Annotated in this window: 11 protein-coding genes and 1 tRNA gene; 9 read left to right on the forward strand and 3 right to left on the reverse strand. The window is 71.4% G+C overall.

Annotated features, from left to right (window positions below; all coding sequences use genetic code 11):
* The first annotated feature begins 102 nt into the window (after positions 1-102).
* From topA to OHA05_RS19880, 5 genes are all read left to right on the forward strand, one after another.
* Positions 103-2,940 carry a type I DNA topoisomerase gene (topA, locus tag OHA05_RS19860; RefSeq protein ID WP_328861330.1) on the forward strand — a complete coding sequence of 946 codons (2,838 nt, stop codon included), beginning with the start codon at positions 103-105 and terminating at the stop codon, positions 2,938-2,940.
* Between the two features lie 193 nt (positions 2,941-3,133).
* Positions 3,134-6,238, forward strand: coding sequence for a dTMP kinase (gene tmk / locus OHA05_RS19865; protein ID WP_328861331.1), 3,105 nt, complete (start codon positions 3,134-3,136; stop codon positions 6,236-6,238).
* Positions 6,239-6,420: 182 nt separating this feature from the next.
* Positions 6,421-7,626 (forward strand): DNA polymerase III subunit delta', encoded by a 1,206-nt coding sequence (locus tag OHA05_RS19870; protein ID WP_313944993.1) that lies wholly within the window; start codon positions 6,421-6,423, stop codon positions 7,624-7,626.
* A 128-nt stretch (positions 7,627-7,754) separates the two neighbouring features.
* Complete coding sequence (locus tag OHA05_RS19875; RefSeq protein ID WP_313944992.1) at positions 7,755-9,296, forward strand: alpha/beta hydrolase; 1,542 nt, start codon at positions 7,755-7,757, stop codon at positions 9,294-9,296.
* Positions 9,297-9,433: 137 nt separating this feature from the next.
* Positions 9,434-9,507 (forward strand) — tRNA-Thr (locus OHA05_RS19880).
* A 312-nt stretch (positions 9,508-9,819) separates the two neighbouring features.
* Here OHA05_RS19880 and OHA05_RS19885 read toward each other — a convergent pair.
* Together OHA05_RS19885 and OHA05_RS19890 are read right to left on the reverse strand one after the other, a co-directional pair.
* Positions 9,820-11,241, reverse strand: coding sequence for a M14 family zinc carboxypeptidase (locus OHA05_RS19885; RefSeq protein ID WP_328861332.1), 1,422 nt, complete (start codon positions 11,239-11,241; stop codon positions 9,820-9,822).
* Positions 11,238-11,507, reverse strand: a complete 270-nt coding sequence (locus OHA05_RS19890; protein ID WP_328861333.1) for a hypothetical protein — start codon at positions 11,505-11,507, stop codon at positions 11,238-11,240. Before OHA05_RS19890 ends, OHA05_RS19885 begins: the two co-directional genes overlap by 4 nt.
* Positions 11,508-11,969: 462 nt before the next feature.
* Here OHA05_RS19890 and OHA05_RS19895 point away from each other — a divergent pair, with 462 nt between their 5' ends.
* A complete protein-coding gene (locus OHA05_RS19895) occupies positions 11,970-12,941 on the forward strand; it encodes a hypothetical protein (protein ID WP_328861334.1) in 972 nt (323 codons plus the stop codon).
* A gap of 101 nt (positions 12,942-13,042) precedes the next feature.
* Here OHA05_RS19895 and OHA05_RS19900 read toward each other — a convergent pair whose 3' ends face one another.
* Positions 13,043-14,974 carry an ABC transporter ATP-binding protein gene (locus OHA05_RS19900; protein WP_328863428.1) on the reverse strand — a complete coding sequence of 644 codons (1,932 nt, stop codon included), beginning with the start codon at positions 14,972-14,974 and terminating at the stop codon, positions 13,043-13,045.
* Positions 14,975-15,539: 565 nt separating this feature from the next.
* Here OHA05_RS19900 and OHA05_RS19905 point away from each other — a divergent pair.
* The 3 genes from OHA05_RS19905 to OHA05_RS19915 all read left to right on the forward strand — a co-directional run bounded on the left by OHA05_RS19905 (position 15,540) and on the right by OHA05_RS19915 (position 19,506).
* On the forward strand, positions 15,540-16,226 hold the full coding sequence (locus OHA05_RS19905) for a FadR/GntR family transcriptional regulator (RefSeq protein ID WP_328861335.1): 687 nt from the start codon (positions 15,540-15,542) through the stop codon (positions 16,224-16,226).
* Positions 16,227-16,318: 92 nt separating this feature from the next.
* Positions 16,319-17,674 (forward strand): hypothetical protein, encoded by a 1,356-nt coding sequence (locus OHA05_RS19910; RefSeq protein ID WP_328861336.1) that lies wholly within the window; start codon positions 16,319-16,321, stop codon positions 17,672-17,674.
* Complete coding sequence (locus OHA05_RS19915; protein ID WP_328861337.1) at positions 17,671-19,506, forward strand: GMC family oxidoreductase; 1,836 nt, start codon at positions 17,671-17,673, stop codon at positions 19,504-19,506. The genes OHA05_RS19910 and OHA05_RS19915 overlap by 4 nt, the downstream gene beginning before the upstream one ends.
* Positions 19,507-19,635: the final 129 nt, after the last annotated feature.

A 19,635-nucleotide genomic window follows, 5' to 3' on the forward strand; every position in this document is an offset into this window, starting at 1 on the left:
GTACCGTCACACTCCGCAGCGACAGCAGCGCCACAGCAGTGCGCCGACCGTGCCGTACCGCCGTGAGCGCCCATCGAGCGTCGACCGGAGAGAAGAGCGAAGTTGTCCCCGACCAGCGAGACCGCACAGGGCGGCCGCCGACTCGTGATCGTCGAGTCGCCTGCCAAGGCGAAGACGATCAAGGGCTATCTCGGCCCCGGCTATGTCGTCGAGGCGAGTGTCGGGCACATCCGCGACCTCCCGAACGGCGCGGCCGAGGTCCCCGAGAAGTACACCGGCGAAGTGCGTCGCCTCGGAGTCGACGTCGAACACGACTTCCAGCCGATCTATGTCGTCAACGCCGACAAGAAGGCCCAGGTCAGAAAGCTCAAGGAGCAGCTCGCCGAATCCGACGAGCTCTACCTCGCCACCGATGAGGACCGCGAGGGCGAGGCCATCGCCTGGCACCTGCTGGAAGTCCTCAAGCCCAAGGTCCCCGTCCACCGGATGGTCTTCCACGAGATCACCAAGGACGCGATCCGCGACGCCGTCGCCAACCCGCGCGAACTCAACCAGCGCATGGTCGACGCCCAGGAGACCCGCCGCATCCTCGACCGCCTCTACGGCTACGAGGTCTCGCCGGTCCTGTGGAAGAAGGTCATGCCCCGGCTGTCGGCCGGCCGTGTGCAGTCCGTCGCCACCCGCCTCGTCGTCGAGCGGGAGCGTGAGCGCATCGCCTTCCGTTCCGCCGAGTACTGGGATCTGACGGGTACGTTCTCCACCGGCCGCGCCGGTGACGCCTCCGACCCCTCGACGCTCACCGCCCGCCTGAACACGGTCGACGGGCAGCGCGTCGCCCAGGGCCGTGACTTCGGTTCGGACGGCCGGCTCAAGTCGGCGCAGGTGCTCCACCTCGACGAGGCGAACGCCCGCTCGCTGGCCGCCGCCCTCGAGAACGCCACGTTCGCGGTCCGCTCGGTCGAGTCCAAGCCGTACCGCCGGTCTCCGTACGCCCCCTTCCGTACGACGACGCTGCAGCAGGAGGCGTCCCGCAAGCTCGGCTTCGGGGCCAAGGCCACCATGCAGGTCGCGCAGAAGCTGTACGAGAACGGCTTCATCACCTATATGCGTACGGACTCCACCACGCTCTCGGACACGGCCGTCTCGGCGGCGCGGGCGCAGGTCACACAGCTGTACGGCGCCAACTACCTGCCCGACAAGCCGCGCGTGTACGCCGGCAAGGTCAAGAACGCGCAGGAGGCGCACGAGGCGATTCGCCCCTCGGGCGACCGTTTCCGCACCCCGGCCGAGACCGGCCTGACGGGCGACCAGTTCAAGCTCTACGAGCTGATCTGGAAGCGGACCGTCGCCTCCCAGATGAAGGACGCGACCGGTAATTCCGTCACCGTGAAGATCGGCGGGGTCGCCGCCGACGGCCGGGACGCCGAGTTCACCGCGTCCGGCAAGACGATCACCTTCCACGGCTTCATGAAGGCGTACGTGGAAGGGGCCGACGACCCGAACGCCGAGCTCGACGACCGCGAGCGCAGGCTGCCGCAGGTCGCCGAGGGTGACGCGCTCACGTCCGAGGAGATCTCGGTCGACGGCCACGCCACCAAGCCGCCCGCCCGCTACACCGAGGCCTCGCTGGTCAAGGAGCTGGAAGAGCGCGAGATCGGCCGCCCGTCGACGTACGCCTCGATCATCGGCACCATCCTCGACCGCGGCTATGTGTTCAAGAAGGGGACGGCGCTCGTGCCGTCGTTCCTGAGCTTCGCCGTGGTCAACCTGCTGGAGAAGCACTTCGGCCGGCTCGTCGACTACGACTTCACCGCCCGCATGGAGGACGACCTCGACCGCATCGCGCGGGGCGAGGCCCAGGCCGTGCCGTGGCTGCGGCGCTTCTACTTCGGCGAGGGCGACGACAAGGGTGCCGCGTCCGCCGCGGGCAACGGCGACGGCGACCACCTCGGCGGCCTCAAGCAACTGGTGACCGACCTCGGCGCCATCGACGCCCGGGAGATCTCCAGCTTCCCGGTCGGCAGCGCGATCGTGCTGCGTGTCGGCCGCTACGGCCCGTACATCGAGCGCGGCGAGAAGGACTCCGAGGGCCACCAGCGCGCCGACGTCCCCGACGACCTCGCGCCGGACGAGCTCACCGTCGAGTACGCGGAGGAGCTGCTGGCCAAGCCGAGCGGTGACTTCGCGCTCGGCACCGACCCGTCGACGGGTCACGAGATCGTGGCGAAGGACGGGCGCTACGGCCCGTACGTCACGGAGGTCCTGCCCGAGGGCACCCCGAAGACCGGCAAGAACGCGGTCAAGCCGCGCACCGCCTCGCTCTTCAAGTCGATGTCGCTGGACACCGTGACCCTCGAGGACGCGCTGAAGCTGATGTCGCTGCCGAGGATCGTCGGCGCCGACAGCGAGGGCGTGGAGATCACCGCGCAGAACGGCCGGTACGGCCCGTATCTGAAGAAGGGCACGGACTCGCGCTCCCTGGAGACCGAGGACCAGCTCTTCAACATCACGCTGGAGGAGGCTCTCGCGATCTACGCGCAGCCGAAGCAGCGTGGCCGCGCCGCCGCCAAGCCGCCGCTCAAGGAGCTGGGTACCGACCCGGTGAGCGAGCGTCCCGTGGTGGTCAAGGACGGCCGCTTCGGCCCGTACGTCACCGACGGCGAGACGAACGCGACCCTGCGGACCGGCGACAGCGTCGAGGAGATCACGCCGGAGCGCGGTTACGAGCTCCTCGCCGAGAAGCGTGCCAAGGGTCCCGCCAAGAAGACGGCGAAGAAGGCTCCGGCCAAGAAGGCGCCGGCGAAGAAGGCGGCCGCGAAGAAGACGGCGGCCAAGAAGACGACCACCGCGAAGAAGACGGCGGCGAAGAAGACGGTCGCCAAGAAGTCGGCGGCGACGGCGAGGACCACGTCCACGCCGGCCGCGTCCTCGGACGAGTAGGACAAGCAGGCCGTCGGTCCGCGGGTCGACGGCCTGTCCGGTCCGGTTCGCTCGGCTTCGTACGCTTTCCGTACGGATTCGCAGGGGCGCTTTGTGCGGGGGTGCGGCAGGTGGATGCCGACCCCTCCGTACAAAGCGCCCGTTTGTTCGGACGGGCCTCCGGGGAGTCGTACGCTCCGGATAGGCTGGGCGGATGACGCGAGCCGAGCAGCCAGCCGAGCAGCAGGCGGTCGTGAGCACCGCCTCAGAGACTGCCTCAGACTCCGACACCCTTGCCGCAGACTCCCGTGAGCGCGCAGTGCGCGCTCTCCTGCGCTTCCCTCCGTTGAGGAGACTCTGGAACGCGCAGATCGTGGGCGGTATCGGCGACGCCCTTTCCGTGTTCGTCCTTCTGCTGCTGACCCTTCAGGCGGCGGTGCTGGCGGGCACGTTCGGCGACGGTTATCGGGGCGCGGCGTTCGCCGTCGCCGCCGTTCTCGGCGCCCGCGTCCTCGCCACGCTGCTCTTCGGAGCCGTTCTGCTGGGTCCGCTGACGACCCTCACCTCGCCCAAGGGCCCGCTCGACCGCCGCTGGACCATGATCGGGGCGGACGGACTGCGGGCCGTTCTGCTGATCGTCGCCCCGCTGTGGGTGGACTGGACCCTCGACAACGCGGCGGCGATCCTGCTGATCACCGTGTTCGTCGCGGGAGTCGCCGAGCGCTTCTGGACCGTCGCCCGCGACGGTGCCGCGCCCGCGCTGCTGCCCGCCCCGCCGCCGGAGGGCGCGGCGGTACGCCCGCTGCCCGACCACCTCGACGCGCTGCGCCGGCTCTGGCTGCGCACCGGTTTCGCCGTCATTCCCCTCGGCGCCGCGGTGCTGCTGGTCGCGACCCTGATCGGCAACCTCCTCGCCACCGGCCTGGACTGGTTCTCGCTGCACCAGGCGGCCCTCGGGTCGTACGTCGCCGCCGGACTCTTCGCCGCCTCCGTGTCGACGCTGTACTTCATCGAGCTGCCCGGCTCCTCGACGGCGAGGCCGCGCTCGCCGCTCGAAGGGCTGCGACGGCCGTCCACCGGGGGCACCCTCGACAAGGGGCGCACCGGAGCCATACCGCTGTTCGTCCTCGCCTGTGCCGCGGTCGCCGCGGCGATCTCGTCGGCCGTCGCCGTCGCCGTCCTGCACGCGGTCGACCTCGGTGGCGGACCCGCCGCGTTCGCCCTGCTGGTCCTCGTGCTGACCGGCGGCACGGGGCTCGGCATCCGGGGTGCCGCGTCGGTCCTGCCGTCGCTCTCGCGCCGCCGCCTCCTGGTCCTGGCCCTCACGGTCACCGGAGTGGCGCTGCTCGCGATGGGGCTCGTGCCGGACACGGCGACCGTGCTGCTGCTCGCGCTGCTCGCGGGCTTCTCGGCCGGAGTTGCCGCGAACATCGGCCACACGCTCATCGACCAGGAAGCGGAGGACTTCCGCCGGGCCCGGATCACCGACCACCTCCAGGCCGTCGTCCGGGTCGCCATCGCCGTCGGCGCGGTCGCGGCCCCCCTGCTCGCCGCGGCCATCGGGCCGCACCGGCTGGCGAGCGGAGACTTCGTCTTCGCCCATGGCGGCGCCGGATTCACCCTGATGCTGGTGGGCGCGCTCCTGCTGCCCGTCGCCGCGATCGTCCTCGCCAAGACCGACGACCGCTCAGGCGTTCCGTTGCGCCGCGATCTGCGTGACGCGCTGCGCGGCGGGGCCGACCCGGCCGTGGCACCCGCCGGCACCGGGTTCTTCATCGCGATAGAGGGCGGTGACGGAGCCGGGAAGTCCACCCAGGTCGAGGCCCTCGCCCAGTGGATCCGCGCCAAGGGCCACGAGGTCGTCGTCACCCGCGAGCCGGGCGCGACGCCGGTCGGCAAGCGGCTGCGGTCCATCCTGCTCGACGTCTCGTCCGCCGGTCTGTCGAACCGCGCCGAGGCACTGCTCTACGCCGCGGACCGCGCCGAACACGTCGGATCGGTCGTCCGGCCCGCGCTGGAACGCGGCGCCATCGTCATCTCCGACCGCTACATCGACTCCTCCGTCGCCTACCAGGGCGCCGGCCGCGACCTGTCGCCCACCGAGATCGCACGGATCTCGCGCTGGGCCACGGACGGGCTCGTACCGCATCTGACGGTGCTGCTCGACGTCTCGCCGGAGGCCGCGCGGGAACGCTTCACGGAAGCGCCCGACCGGCTGGAGTCCGAGCCGGCGGAGTTCCACCAGCGGGTGCGGTCGGGCTTCCTGACGCTCGCCGCCGCCGACCCGGGGCGCTACCTGGTGGTGGACGCGGGCCAGGAGCCGGAGGCCGTCACCACCGTCGTACGCCACCGCCTCGACCAGCTGCTGCCCCTGTCCGACGCCGAGATCAAGGCGCAGGAGGAGGCCCGCAAGGCGGCCGAGGAGGAAGCCCGCCGCAAGGCCGAGGAAGAGGCCGCGCGCAAGGCGGAGGAGGAGCGTCTCGAGCGCGAGCGCCAGGAACAGCTGGCCAAGCTCCGTGCCGAGGAGGAGGAGCGCAAGCGCCGCGAGCTGGAGGAGGCGCGGCAGCGCGAGGCCGAACGGCAGGCGGAGGAGGCCCGGCAGCGGGCCGAGGAGGCGCGACGCCTCGCGGAGGAGGAGCGCAAGCGCCGCGAGGCCGAGGAGAAGACCCGCCGCGAGGAGGAAGAGCGCCGGCGCAAGCAGGCGGAGGAGGAGGCCCGGCTGCGGGCCGAGGCCGACGAGCGTCGTCTGGAGAAGCAGCGCAAGGCCGAGGAGGCCCTGCTGCGGGCGGAGGAGGCGCGCCGGCTGGCGGAGGCGGCGGCAGCGGCTGCCGCGCCTGCCGCCGAGGTGACGGCTCCCACGCCCGTCGTGCGGCCGGACGAGGTGACGCAGGAAGTGCCACAGCCTCCGACGGCCGCGGCGGACGAGACGGCGGTTCTCCCGCCGGTGCGGAACAACGACGAGACGGCTGTGCTGCGGCCGGTGCGGGACGCGGAGGAGACCGCGGTGATTCCGCCGGTTCCGCCGGTGCGGGACGCGGACGAAACCGCGGTGATCCCCCAGGTGCGGGACGCGGACGAGACGGCCGTTCTTCCGCCGGTGCGGGACCAGGAGCCGGTGCAGGATCGCGGGCCGGCGCAGGAGGGCGGCTCGGACCGCACGCGTGAACTCCCGCAGGTCGACCCGGCGACGGGCCGCCCGCGGCGGCGCTCGGACTGGGCGGAGGAGACCCCGCTGGACGATCTGCCGACGCTGGCGGACGAACTGCTGGGTCCGCACGACGAGGACGACAACGGGCGCCGGGGGCGCGGCGGCCGCTGAGGCGTGTTGTCGCCACCTCCGTCCGGGGGCCGGGCTCGGCCCGGCCCCGGGACGGCCCGGTGCTCAGGGATTTTGGCTCCCTCCAAGCTCGCTTTCGTGCACTCATGCGATCGAGCGCGTGCGCTGAGTGTCGGACCCCTGCCCCACAATGGGAGCCCCAGGACAAAGGCAGGTGACGGCGCATGACCGTGTGGGACGAACTGGTCGGACAGGACCGGGTGCAGGTGCAGCTCGGTGCCGCCGCGCAGGACGCCGACACCCTGGTCACCGCCGAGTCCCGCGGTGAAGCCGCCCCCGAGGCTTCGAAGATGACCCATGCCTGGCTGTTCACCGGTCCGCCGGGATCGGGACGGTCCACCGCGGCGCGTGCGTTCGCCGCCGCGCTCCAGTGCGTCAGCCCCGACCGGGCCCTCGGCGCGGCGCCCGGATGCGGATTCTGCGACGGCTGTCACACCGCCCTCGTGGGGACACATGCCGACGTCGACGTCGTCCGCACCGACATGCTGTCCATCGGCGTCAAGGAGACCCGCGAGCTCGTCCGCCGCGCCCAGCTCTCCCCTGCCGTCGGCCGCTGGCAGGTGATCATCCTGGAGGACGCCGACCGGCTCACCGAGGGCGCCGGCAACGTCCTGCTGAAGGCCGTGGAGGAGCCCGCACCCCGCACCGTGTGGCTGCTGTGCGCGCCGTCGCTGGAAGACGTGCTGCCGACCATCCGCTCGCGCTGCCGGCACCTCACCCTGCGTACACCGCCGGTCGACGCCGTCGCCGATGTGCTGATCCGGCGGGACGGCATCGAGCCCGGCGTGGCGGCCGCGGCCGCGCGGGCCACGCAGGGCCACATCGGGCGAGCGCGCCGCCTCGCGACCGACGAGAAGGCCCGAGCGCGCAGGGCCACCGTGCTCAAGCTGCCGCTGCGTGTGGACGACGTCGGAGGCTGTCTGAAGGCCGCGCAGGAACTGATCGACGCCGCGGCCGAGGACGCCAAGCAGGTCGCGGACGAGGTCGACACCAAGGAGACCGAGGAGCTGAAGGCGGCACTCGGCGCGGCACAGGGCGGCCGGATGCCGCGGGGGACCGCGGGCGTCATGAAGGACCTGGAGGACCGGCAGAAGCGCCGCAAGACACGGACGCAGCGCGACACCCTGGACCTCGCCCTCAGCGACCTGACCGGTTTCTACCGCGACGTCCTCGCGCTCCAGCTCGGCTCCGGCATCGCGATCGCCAACGGAGACGTACAGGACGCGCTGGACCGGATCGTCGGATCGTCCACCCCCGAGCGCACCCTGCGCCGGATAGAGGCGATCACCGCGTGCCGAGAGGCGCTGGAGGCGAATGTGGCGCCTCTGCTGGCGGTCGAGGCGATGACGATGGCGCTGCGGGCGGGCTGACCGGGCGGGGCGGCGGCCTTTCATCGCACCGACGACGGCTCCCGGACGGTGGGGCCGTCCGTGGTTGACCGGCTCACTCGTACGCGCGCGGACGGGCATCTTCCGGTCTCGTCGCCTACGCTCCGGGCATGGACACAAGGCGCTGGTTCCGCAAGTCCGCCCTCACGCTGGCGACCGCCGGCCTGCTGATCTCCGGCTGTACGGACGGGAATTCGTCCTCCAGCGCCGCCGGGTCCACACCGAGCGGCGGCCCGGCCCCGAGCGCCGCTCTCCAGCCGTACTACGCGCAGAAGCTGAAGTGGCGGGCCTGCGGAGTCGAGGGCTTCGAGTGCTCCACGATGAAGGCCCCCCTCGACTACGCGAAGCCGGACGGCGACTCCGTGAAACTGGCCGTCGCCCGCAAGAAGGCCACGGGCCCGGGCAAGCGCCTCGGCTCGCTCCAGGTCAACCCGGGCGGGCCCGGCGGCTCGGCGATCGGCTATCTCCAGAGCTACGCGGGCGTCGGCTACCCGGCGCCGGTGCGCGCCCAGTACGACATGGTCGCCATCGACCCCCGCGGGGTCGCCCGCAGCGAACCCGTCGAATGCCTCACGGGCAAGGAGATGGACGCGTACACGCAGGTCGACCAGACCCCCGACGACGCCGCCGAGGCCACCAAGCTGTCCGGGGCGCTCAAGAACTTCGCGGCGGGCTGCGAGCAGCGTTCCGGCAAGATCCTTCCGCATGTGTCCACGGTGGACGCGGCGCGTGACATGGACATCCTGCGGTCCGTGCTGGGCGACAAGAAGCTCTCGTACGTCGGCGCTTCGTACGGCACCTTCCTCGGCGCCACGTACGCCGAGCTTTTCCCCGACCGCACAGGCCGCCTCGTCCTCGACGGTGCGATGGACCCGTCGCTGCCGTCGCGACAGATGAACCGCGACCAGACCGCCGGGTTCGAGACGGCGTTCCAGTCCTTCGCCGCCGACTGCGTCAAGCAGCCGGACTGCCCGCTCGGCAACACGTCCGCGGCGGACGCGTCCACCCGGCTCAAGGCCTTCTTCACCGAGCTCGACGCCCAGCCCGTCCCGACCGGCGAGAGCCGCGCGCTGGGGGAGTCGCTGGCGACGACGGGAGTGATCGCCGCGATGTACGACGAGGCGGCCTGGCCGCAGCTCCGCCAGGCCCTCACCGACGCGATGGCGGGCCAGGGCGCGCCGCTCCTGTCCCTGGCGGACAGCTACTACGAGCGCGAGGGCGACGGCTCGTACGCGAACCTGATGTACGCCAACGCCGCCGTGAACTGCGTGGACCTGCCCCCGGCCTTCGGCGGCCCGTCGGCGGTCCAGTCGGCCCTTCCGGAGTTCGAGAAGGCGTCCCCGGTCTTCGGCCGTGGCTTCGCCTGGGCCTCGCTGAACTGCGCCTACTGGCCGGTCCCCGCCACGGGCAAGCCGCACCGCATCGAGGCGAAGGGAGCGGCCCCGATCGTGGTCGTCGGCACGACGCGCGACCCCGCGACCCCCTACAAGTGGGCGCAGGGCCTGGCCGGCCAGCTCTCGTCGGGCACGCTGCTGACGTACGAGGGCGACGGACACACGGCATACGGGCGGGGCAGCGACTGCGTGGACACGGCGATCAACACCTACCTGCTGGAGGGCACCACCCCGCCGAAGAACAAGACCTGCAGCTGACGCGGGGCGGGGTGACCCGGGGGCCGCGGCGGGGGCTCCCGGGGGTGGTTCGGGGCACCCGAAACAACCCTGTAGACTTGGCGCCGCTGCTGATGCGAACGTGTTCTCGCGAGGACGGGTATCGCCGCAGGTAGCTTGCCGCCTTAGCTCAGTTGGCCAGAGCAACGCACTCGTAATGCGTAGGTCTCGGGTTCGAATCCCGAAGGCGGCTCTGTGGAAGCCTCAGGACTCACTCGCCGTGACCTGGGGCTTTTGCTTTTACCGAATGCGGTGACAGGCCGCCCTGCGGTCCCCGGTCTGAGTCCTGGTCCTCGATTCCCGCCTCGGCGAGCAGTTCCTGAACTCCTCGTGGTCGGCGCGCTCGTCGGCCGTGAGAGCACGACGTGATGCTCATGTCATCGCTCCGCGGCGGCGGCTTGCGCGCATCTTGTCCGGCCCTTTGGTCAGGCAGGAACGGGCAGGACAGGCGTGATCGGGACGGCGTGCCGGCTCTTCTGCGAAGGGTGACAGGAATGAGCCGTGCTCACATGTTCCTCAGGTTCTTCTGAACCGCCGCCGCGGTGAACCGCACCGCCTCTTTGGCCAGTGGCTTGAGCATGTCCGGGATCTTCTCGATCCGGTGCACCCAGATCTTCCAAGGCCAGTCCCACGGCTTCTGGACCGGCCCGAGAGGGCCGGGGCTCGTCGGGTGCGTGAGGGCGTTGTGGCAGAGGGCCGTCATGCCTGAACTGACTTCCTTGATGATCTCTGCCATCTCCTGCCACGGAGGGTGGAAACTCCTGGGGAAGTCGTCCGTGTAATACCTGCCGAACTCGACGACGAGCGCGTGCGCCTTGACGGCGTTGCTGGTCAGGTGGCGACTGTAGGCGTAGTCCGTGACGGTACCGGACGTCGGGTAGGGCATTTTGTCGTTGGAGATGCTGGGAGCCTTCAGCCAGAACGACTGGATGTCGTCGTAGGTCACACCCCGGACCTTGCCGATGGCCTCCGCCATGATCGCGGCGCCGCCCGACACCACTGCCTCGTCCTCAGCTTCGATGAACTCCGCGTACGAGCAGCCCTGCGGCCCTGCGGCCGGCTCGTTCTGCCTGCACGAGGTGCCTCGCTTGCCGTCGTACCGAGACGTCGCGAAGGTCGTGAAGGGGTCCCGCATCTGGTTTTCGTCGTGCCCCCACACGTGCATCACCGTGTTGCTGAAGCTGTGGATGTCGACGTACCAATGCGGTGCCAGGCTGCCGAACGGAGTCGACCACACCAGCGGGGGCCACTTGTCGATCCGGTCGAACAGCCAGTGGATGTTCCGCGTCTCTGGTTCAGAATTCGGAGTGTGGCCGTGGAAGAGGTCGTTCCCGGGGTTGTCCGACGCCAGAGAGCTCTTGTTCGCGTACGGGGAGAAGTACCGGCGGAAGTCCCAGAGGAACGAGTGGTTGCGGTTGATGTCCACCCCGACGCCATTTCCTCGGGGCGAGCGGTTCTTGCGCCACATCTCGCGGTTGTAGCGGGCTTCTGGGGTCGCTTCCGCGTGGTAAGTCTGCGAAAAATTGCGCCCGTCGGGGTTCACGCACGGAAGGACGACGACATACAGCTCATCGATGATGCGTCTGATGGTGTCCTTGTCGTAGAAGGCTCCTCCGTAGCGGAGGCCGGCACCCGTCTTGTACGCCTCCAGCAGGTCCGCGGCGAACGACAGGCAGATCTCGGCACCGCCCCATTCACGCGCGTGTGCACAGGCGGTGAAGAACACGCATGGCTTACGCGGCCGGTTCAGGAGGTTGCCCAGGAAGCTGCTGTCCCCAATGACCAGAGCGCGGCACCGGCGTCCCTCGAAGGTCGTGTACGGCAGCGTGACGCGGCGCGACAGGTCGGGGTACTCGGCAGCCAGTCCTGAGAGGGCGGAATCCACTTCGCCGACGTTGAGATACCGGTCAAGTGCCAGGTGGGTCATGGCGCCGACTCCTCATCGTCGCGGACCTTCTCCCCGAGGCCTTCCAGCGCAATTCGCCCTTCCGCGAACCTGTCGCCCTTCCCGACGTCTGCCGGTGGCTCGTCCGCGGACTGCGCCACGTGGACCGAGACGTCGTATCCGTCCTGTCTCAGCGATTGCATCTGCTCGCTGCTGGCAATGACACCAACCGACAACGCGCCGTCCGGCTCCTCGGTCACCACCGGTCGGCAGCCGAAATCGAGGGGCTTCAGCAGCAGCTTCTGCATCAATGAGGGCTCGCGTGTGCGGACCGTTCCCACGAGACGGGCCGTCGCTGGTATATCGGCCATGCTTCCACGCTAGGCCGCCAGCGGCGAGGCTGCATCGCGACGCCGGGTCAGTCAGCCGCGTCGACCGCGCGGACCTGATGGAACCGCACCGACCTGTCCTGGGTCGGGGGCGGCGGCTCGAGGTGATTGACGATCAGGCGGGAAGGAGCCGGACGCCGACACCTCGAGGGTGGTGGTGATGGTAGAGCCGTACCGACGGGGGTGTGAGGGGTCGCCGGCATCGCGTCGATCGCCCCCGTTCAGCGCCTTGCGGCGACGCCGGTTCCCCGTGTCCCTTCCGCGGCACGATCGCCAACTCCTCGACCGTCGCTCGCCGCTGGGCGTTCCGGTCCAGGATCTCGGCGTTGTCATCGGTGATGGGCGTGCGACATTCTCCAACAAAGCGCAGAAGGAGTACCTGTGGACATCGTTCTTGACCCGCCCCACGGCGCCGGCCCCGTACGGCTGGGCATGTCCCTCGACGAAGCCGTCGCGGCGGTGTCCCCGTGGGGGCCCCACGAGGTCGAGCAGGACGACGACGAGAGGACGATCTACACCTCCTGCGGGAACGTGCGCGTCAACATCCTGCTGGAGGAGTCGGGCAAGGCAGTCACCGCAGTCGAGTTGTGGTGGCCGGGCGAGCGCCGGGAGGCGGACGTGCGGGTCCTGCTCGACGGTGACGACGTCTTCGCCACCCCCGCCGAGGACCTGTTCCGCCGGGCGGCCGAGCGTGGCTGGACCGTCAACACCTCCGAGGCCGAGTACCCGTTCGTTGCCGGCGTCTCCCTCGGCTTCACCCGCCAGACCGGCCAAGAGGTGCCCCGCACCGCACAAGGGCTTCCGGTCCGCGTCACCTCGGTGCTGGTCGCGGGCGAGCACTACTACGACCAGCCCGCTCACGCTCAGCCCATGGCCGCAGTGACCGCGATGCTGGAAGAACTCCGGGCCCTCGTCCCGCTGACCGCCGAGGGTGCGGCGGCGCGGTTCTCGGCCCAGGAGTGGACGCCCGGGGGCAAGCCCCGTGACGGCGTGGAGACGTCGTGGGACAAGGACGGCGTCGGGGGCTGGATCCAGACGTTCGGCGGTGGGGCGGTCAGCGTCTCGTTCGCCGTGTGGATCCGTGATGTCGACGCCTCGGGCTACTTCGACGACCTGGACGCCGTTTACGAGGAGGGCGAGCAGGTGCTGTCCGGGTTCCTCCCCGAGATCGAGGCATCCCCCCTCGCCGGGCACCTCGTTCCGGCCGAGCAGACAGCGGAGGACCGGGACGAGTTCATCGACGTGCGGAAGTGGGCCCTGGACGGCCAGGTCCTCACCGCCGGTGTCGTACAGCAGGACGCCGACCTCCCGGTCATGGTCGTGGTCGCGCTGGAACAGCCCGCGAGCGTCTGAAGCGGCTTGGCGAGCGCTGCTCCCCGTGCTCTTCCGTACGGGCGTCTCGTCCACATCTCCGCGAGGGCGCGACGCACGGTCGGCGGCCGTGCATCGCCCCGTCACCCCGGACGACGCCGGCTCAGTCCCCCCCGCCCCGGCGCCTCCCGCACACCCTCCCCCCGCTGCCCCGGAACCCGTGCCGGTCCCTCGTGCACGTACTGCCTCGACTGGATCAGGTACATCTTGCGGAACGCCCCCTCCTCCACAGCCATCAGCTCGTCGAACGAGCCGTGTTCCGTCACGCTGCCCTCGTCCAGGACATAGATCTCGTCCGCGTGCCGGACGCTGTGCAGGCGGTGGGTGATCAGGATGACCGTCTGGCCCTCCGCCGACAGCGCGCGGATCTGGTCGAAGGCCCGTTGTTCCGCCTCCGCGTCCAGTGCGCTCGTCGGTTCGTCGACCACCAGGATCTGGGCGTCGCGGTGGCGGGCGCGGGCGATGCCGAGGCGTTGCCACTGACCGCCCGAGATCTGGTGGCCGCCCTTGTAGCCGCGGGCGAGCAGGGTGTCCCAGCCGCGGGGGAGCGAGGCCACCGTCTCGTCGGCGCCCGCGTATTCGGCCGCGGCGTCCAGCAGCGGTTCGTCGTGCGGGGCTTCGGGGCGGCCGATGGCCACGTTGATACGGGCGGTGAAGGGCCAGCGGTAGAAGTCCTGGGCCACCACGGCCACACGGTCGAACAGCGCGGTCCGGTCGGCCTCGGTGGTGTCCACGTCGTCCCACAGGATGCGGCCCGAGTCCGGGGCGTACAGGCCGCAGAGCAGTTTGGCCAGGGTGGACTTGCCGCTGCCGTTGTTGCCGACCAGGGCGACGATCCGGCCGGCGGGGATCGTGACGTCCACGCCGATGAGCGCCGGCTTGTCGTCGGTGGTGCCCGGATAGGTGAAGGAGACGTTCTCGAAGCGGATCGTGCGGACCTTCTCCGGCAGCGGGACTCCGGACGCGGGGATCAGACGGCGGTCGGCCTCCCGGCACAGGCGGTCGAGGTCGGCGACGAACAGGCTTTCCTCGTAGAGGAAATTGAGCTGCACGACCAGCCCTTCGAGGTTGGCGGAGCCCGTGCGGACGGCGATGACCGCGGTGCCGGCGACGGCCAGGTCCATGGCTCCGGTCCACAGCAGTGCGCCGAGGGTGGCGTACGTCGCCGCGGTGGTGATGCCCGTCCAGCCGGAGGCGACCAGGCCGGTGCGGGCCGCGAGAGAGGCCAGGCGGGTCTGTTCCTTCTCACCCGTCTCGGCCATCGTCCGGAAGTGCCTGAGCAGGAACGGGCCGATGTTGTGGACGCGTACCTCGGCCGCGGCCTGGGCGTCGATGAGCAGACGTCCGAGGAGCTGGCCGGCGCGGGCGTGCTGGATCCAGGTGTGGAAGGAGACATAGCGCCGGCGCGCGATCGTCAGTGAACTCCAGGCGCTGGGCAGGGTCATGAGGGCGAGGAGGGGGAGCAGGACCGGGTGGAGCACGGTCAGTACGCCCGCCGCGGCGATGAACGAGATGGCCGCGGTGACCACCGACGTACAGAACTTGATCATCCGGCGGGCCGACTCGGCGCCCCACTGCGCCGAGTCCAGCAGTTTGTGGAACTCCTCGTCCTCGACGGCGGCCAGTTCGACGCGCGCCACCCGCTCCAGGTACTCCTCGGTGGCCACCCGGTAGACCTTGGGCTCCAGCCGGCCCGTGCCGGCGGTGGAGGCGGACCGCAGCAGCGCGCCGATCAGGGCCGTGACCGCGACCGCGAGGAACGCGGGCAGGGCCTCGGTGAGCCGTTCGCTGGTCCTGCCGCCGTTCAGGACGTGCGTGAGGACCTGGCTGACGGCGACGAGCCCGACGGCCTGGGCGATGCCGCCGCCGAGTTCCGCGCCGGCGACCCAGCGCAGCGCGCGCGGGTCGGCGCGGTGCGCCAGCCGGATCGTGGAGGCGATCAGCCGGGGCATGCGCGCCACCATCGTGCGCAGGTCGAGTTCCAGGAAGGAGCCGTGATGCTGGTTCCAGCCCATGTCGTAGCGGAGGGGGCCGCCGAAGAGGAGGCGTTCGGACTCCGACACGTCCTCCGCGCCCGCCGCCGATGCGTCTGTCGAGGTGTCCGATGAACCGTCCGTCGAGTCGGTGGTGCCCGTGGTGTCCGACGCGTCGGTCGATGTGTTCGCCGATGTGTCCATCGTGCGGGGCGAGCGGCGCCTCATGCGCGCCACCCCGCTCCCAGAAGTTCCTTTCCGTCCCACTCGAACGCCAGGTGAACGCCGATCACAGGGGTAGAGGGATGCATCAACTCTCCTCGGCTGTCGGGTGCTGCGCTGGAGTCTGAACAACGCTGCTGATCAGCGAGGCGTAACGGGGTGCATGCCGAGCAAAAGTTCGATCACGCGGCCGGTGTGCCCGCAGGGTCCGGGCGAGGCGGCCGTGATGCGCAGTTCGAATCACCCGGGCGGTCATCCGTACCCGATTCGGGGATTGCGCCGAGGGCTCCTCAACGGCAGGTGCTGTCCGGGCCATTGACGGCGGCGACCCGGCATTGGTTGAGTGGCTCATCCACTGAGCCACTCAATCCCGGGGAGGGAACGCGTGGAGGCACTGCCCCGCGAAACCATCGTCGACGTCCTGGAGTCCCGGCTGCGCGAGGACATCCTCGACGGACGGCACCCCGCCGGCAGCTATCTGCCGCCCGAGCGGCAGCTCGCCGACGGATACGGCGTCACCCGCACCACCCTCAAGCACGCTTTCGGCCGGCTCGTCCAGGCCGGGCTGCTGGAGACCCGGCACGGGGTCGGCACCCGGGTGCGCGACTACGCACGGCTCGGCGGCGCCGATCTGCTGCCGATGCTGGTGCGGCACAGCCCCGACTGGATCGGTGAGATCTTCGAAGTCCGGCGCAGCATCGGCGCGTTGATCGCCGAACGTGCCGCGGGGAGAGCCGGAGTGAGGCAGCGGGCCGAACTGCGGGAGCTGCTGGAGGCGCTGCGGACGGCCGAGGGCGGCGACCCGGTCCAGCTCGCCGACATCGACGTGCATCGGGCGCTCGCCCGCGCCACCGGCAACCGTGTCTATGTGCTGCTCACCAACACCCTGTTCAACGCCTACGTGCCCGTACGGGCCGCCCTGGTGGGCCCGTTCACCGATCCGCAGGCGGCGCACCGCCGGCTGGCACCGGTGGTCGAGGCCGTCGCGGCCGGTGACGAGAGTGCCGCGAGGCGGGCGGCCGAGGCGTATCTGACGGCCACCGAACGGATCATGCTGGAGGGGCTCGCATGAGGACACCGCGCAGGAATACACCCCGCACGAGCACGCGCCCACCTCGTACCAGCGCAAGCACGAGCGCACGGGGAACGTCGTTCAGCGAGACCATGCTCGGCACGGTCCGCCTCGACGGCGAGGACCGCAGCCGCCCGATCCGGCTCGATCTGCGTGTCACGGCCGACCATGTGCTGCGCCCCCTGGGCACGACCGAAGCACACGCCTCGGGCCGTGTCCGCATCGCCGGGCGGGCCGACGACTCTTCCGCCGCAGGGGAGTTGGAGATATCGCCGCTGGCCAGGCGGCGCATCCGCTACCGGCTCTCCTTCACCGCCGACGGCCGGCGCCTCACCCTCGACGGCTGGAAGTCCGTGAATCCGCGCCACCCGGTGAAGTCGATGACCGTCCTGCCCTTCACGCTCCACGAGGACGGGGCCCCGGTCGGCGAAGGAACGCTCCGCTTCCCCGTGGCGACCGGCCTGCTGCCCTTCCTCGCCGGTTTCCGCTTCCCCCGCGCGGTGGACGGAGGCGGTCTGATGGCGCCGCGGTGGCGGGGCGAGCCCGGCCGTACCGAGGTCTGGTACACCACGGCGACCGACCCGGCCACCGGCACCGGACTGTGGCTCCATCACGAACTCACCGCGCCCGCCGACGGATCGGAGCCGTACGCCCACGGCTGGGCCGCGGTCTTCCCCAAGGACGAGCCGGTGCGGCACGCCCGCTTCGGCCCCGAGAAGTGGGCGGGCGGCGAGCACGGGTTCAGCGCCGACGGCATCTCGGCCGTGCCCGGACAGCTGACCGGTTCGGCAGGTGAGCTGCGCTGGGACCTGACGGAACAGGCGGCCGACACACCCCTGTTCACCTTTCCCCGCTGGTCCTGGCGCCGCCCGCTGCTGCCCGCCGCGCAGATCCTCCCGGCCGCGCGCGCCTTGTACGGCGGCACCGTCTCGTACGGGAGCACGACCCTGCGACTGGCCGGCGCCCCCGGGGCGTCCGCCCGGATCTACGGCCACGGCAACGCGCACCGCTGGGCCTGGCTGCATGCCGACCTCGGCGGCGGGGACGTCCTGGAGATCGTCACCGCCGTATCCCGGCGCCCCGGTCTGCGCCGGCTGCCGCCGCTGGTCTTTCTGAGGCTGCGCCGCTCCGGCCGGACCTGGCCGCGGCGGGCGGAGCGCTCGGCGGTCGGGTGGGGCGGGCTGTGGCGCTTCCGCTCGCAGATCGGCCTGCCCACCTGGACGGTCACCGGCCGCGCAGGGCTGCGGCGTATCCGGGTCGAGGTCACCCAGCCCGACGAGCGCACCCTCGCGCTCGGCTACACCGACCCGGACGGTGCGCAGGCCGTCTGCCGCAACAGTGAACGCGCCGATGCCCACGTCCTGTTGGAGCGGTGGTGGGGCGGCTGGCGTACGGAGCGGGAGTGGCATCTCGACGGCACGGCGCACGCCGAGGTGGGCACCCGATGAGCCTCGACGGTCTGGTGGCCGCGCTCATCGCCGACGACGGCACCGAGCGGTGGCCCGCGCGGGTGCCCCGGCGGCTGGAGACCGTCCTCGGTTCGATGCCCCTGCCCGCGCGCGCCGGACTGCGGGCGGCGGCCGGCGCCCTCGACGCGTACGCCCTGGCACGGGACGGGCGCAGGCTCGCCGAACTCACCCCGGGCGAACGGGAATCGGTGCTGGGATCGCTCGGCGCCCGGCCCGCGCTGCTGCCGCTGCTCGATGTCCTGAAGGTGCCGGTCCTGCTGGCCGCGGGCACCGAGCGGATGCTGCACCAGGGCCCCCGCCCGCTCTTCCCGGCACCCGAGGATCCGCCGCTGGACTGCACCCCCGCCGGGGAGTGGCCGGCCCGATCGACCGCCGACGCGGTGGTGATCGGTTCGGGTGCGGGCGGCGCGACCGCCGCACGGACGCTCGCCCGCGCGGGTCTCGACGTCGTCGTCCTGGAGGAGGGGCACCACCACTCCACGGCCTCCTTCGGCCGCCGCACACCGCTCGACCGGTTCGCCGAGCTCTACCGCGACGGCGGCGCCACGGTCGCGCTCGGCAACCCGCCGCTGCTGCTGCCGGTGGGCCGCGCCGTCGGCGGTACGACGGTCGTCAACTCCGGTACCTGCTACCGCACTCCGGACCATGTCCTCGACCGCTGGACGAGCGAGTTCGGCTTCTCGCCCGCGGAGCGCTTCGGCCCCTGTCTCGACGAGGCCGAACGCACACTGCGGGTCGCGCCGCAGCCCCTCGACGTCCTCGGCAACAACGGCCGGCTCGCACTCGCCGGAGCCGAGGCCCTCGGCTGGGCGGCCTCGCCGCTGCGGCGCAACGCTCCCGGCTGCAAGGGCTCCTGCCAGTGCGTGGTGGGCTGTCCCACCGGCGCGAAGCAGAGCGTGCAGCTGTCCGTGCTGCCCGACGCGTGCGCCGCGGGCGCGCGGATCGTCACGGGCGCCCGGGTCCGCCGGATCCTGGTGGACGCCGACCGTCCGGGCGGTGCGCGGGCCGCGGGAGTTCTCGTACGCCGCGAGGACGGCGGCGAGCTGGAGATCCTCGCCCCGCTGGTGGTCGTCGCGGCGGGCGCCCTGCAGTCACCGCCCCTGCTGCGGCGCTCGGGACTCGGCGGGCATCCGCGCCTCGGCCGGAACCTGAGCGTTCACCCCGCCACCAGCGTGGCCGGGCGCTTCGCCGAAGCGGTCACCGCCTGGGAGGGGGTCCTCCAGAGCGTCGGCGTCGAGGAACTCCACGACGGCGGCGTCCTGATCGAGGCGACCGCGACCCCGCCGGGGATGGGCTCCTTCGTCCTCCCGGGCCTCGGCGGCGAACTGCGCCGCGAACTGGAGGCCACCGACCGTCTCGCCACCCTGGGCGCGATGATCGCCGACCGCCCCTCGGGCCGGGTCGTCGGCCGCGACCGCACGCTGATCCGCTACAACCTGGACCGGCGGGACGCGGGCCGCCTCATGCGCTCGGTACGGGCGATGGGCCGGCTTCTGTTCGCGGCGGGTGCGGAGGAGGTCCTCACGGGCATTCCCGCCGCGCCCCGGGCCCGTGACCTGGCGCAGCTGGACACCGTCCTCGCCGGGGTCACGGCGCGGCAGCTGCATCTGTCGGCGTACCACCCGACGGGGACGGTCGCGGCGGGAAGCAGCCCGGAGCGCGCCCCGGCGGACGAGACCGGGATGCTGCGGGGCGTGACGGGCGTGCTGATCGCCGACGCCTCGGTGCTGCCGGGCTGCCCGGAGGTCAATCCGCAGCTGAGCATCATGGCGGCGGCGCTGGCGGTGACGGAGGCGTATCTGGAGGGGTGAACCGCAGGTGGAGGCACCCCCGCCACCACCCGGGAAGAAGGCGGTGCAACATTTCGCCCAGGGTGGCGCGTCGATGAGGTGGGGGGCCGGAGCCCTTCGGTCGCGGTGGGAAACAGGGGGGACGGGGAG

The sequence above is a fragment of the Streptomyces sp. NBC_00306 genome (assembly GCF_036169555.1).
GTDB lineage: Bacteria > Actinomycetota > Actinomycetes > Streptomycetales > Streptomycetaceae > Streptomyces > Streptomyces achmelvichensis.

What these genes read in the sequence shown, in the direction of transcription:
- tmk (WP_328861331.1), top strand. Translation starts at nt 3,134, where the DNA reads ATGACGCGAGCCGAGCAGCCAGCCGAGCAGCAGGCGGTCGTGAGCACC.
- OHA05_RS19870 (WP_313944993.1), top strand. Translation starts at nt 6,421, where the DNA reads ATGACCGTGTGGGACGAACTGGTCGGACAGGACCGGGTGCAGGTGCAG.
- OHA05_RS19875 (WP_313944992.1), top strand. Translation starts at nt 7,755, where the DNA reads ATGGACACAAGGCGCTGGTTCCGCAAGTCCGCCCTCACGCTGGCGACC.
- OHA05_RS19885 (WP_328861332.1), bottom strand. Translation starts at nt 11,241, where the DNA reads ATGACCCACCTGGCACTTGACCGGTATCTCAACGTCGGCGAAGTGGAT.
- OHA05_RS19890 (WP_328861333.1), bottom strand. Translation starts at nt 11,507, where the DNA reads ATGCAGAAGCTGCTGCTGAAGCCCCTCGATTTCGGCTGCCGACCGGTG.
- OHA05_RS19900 (WP_328863428.1), bottom strand. Translation starts at nt 14,974, where the DNA reads ATGGGCTGGAACCAGCATCACGGCTCCTTCCTGGAACTCGACCTGCGC.
- OHA05_RS19910 (WP_328861336.1), top strand. Translation starts at nt 16,319, where the DNA reads ATGCTCGGCACGGTCCGCCTCGACGGCGAGGACCGCAGCCGCCCGATC.
- OHA05_RS19915 (WP_328861337.1), top strand. Translation starts at nt 17,671, where the DNA reads ATGAGCCTCGACGGTCTGGTGGCCGCGCTCATCGCCGACGACGGCACC.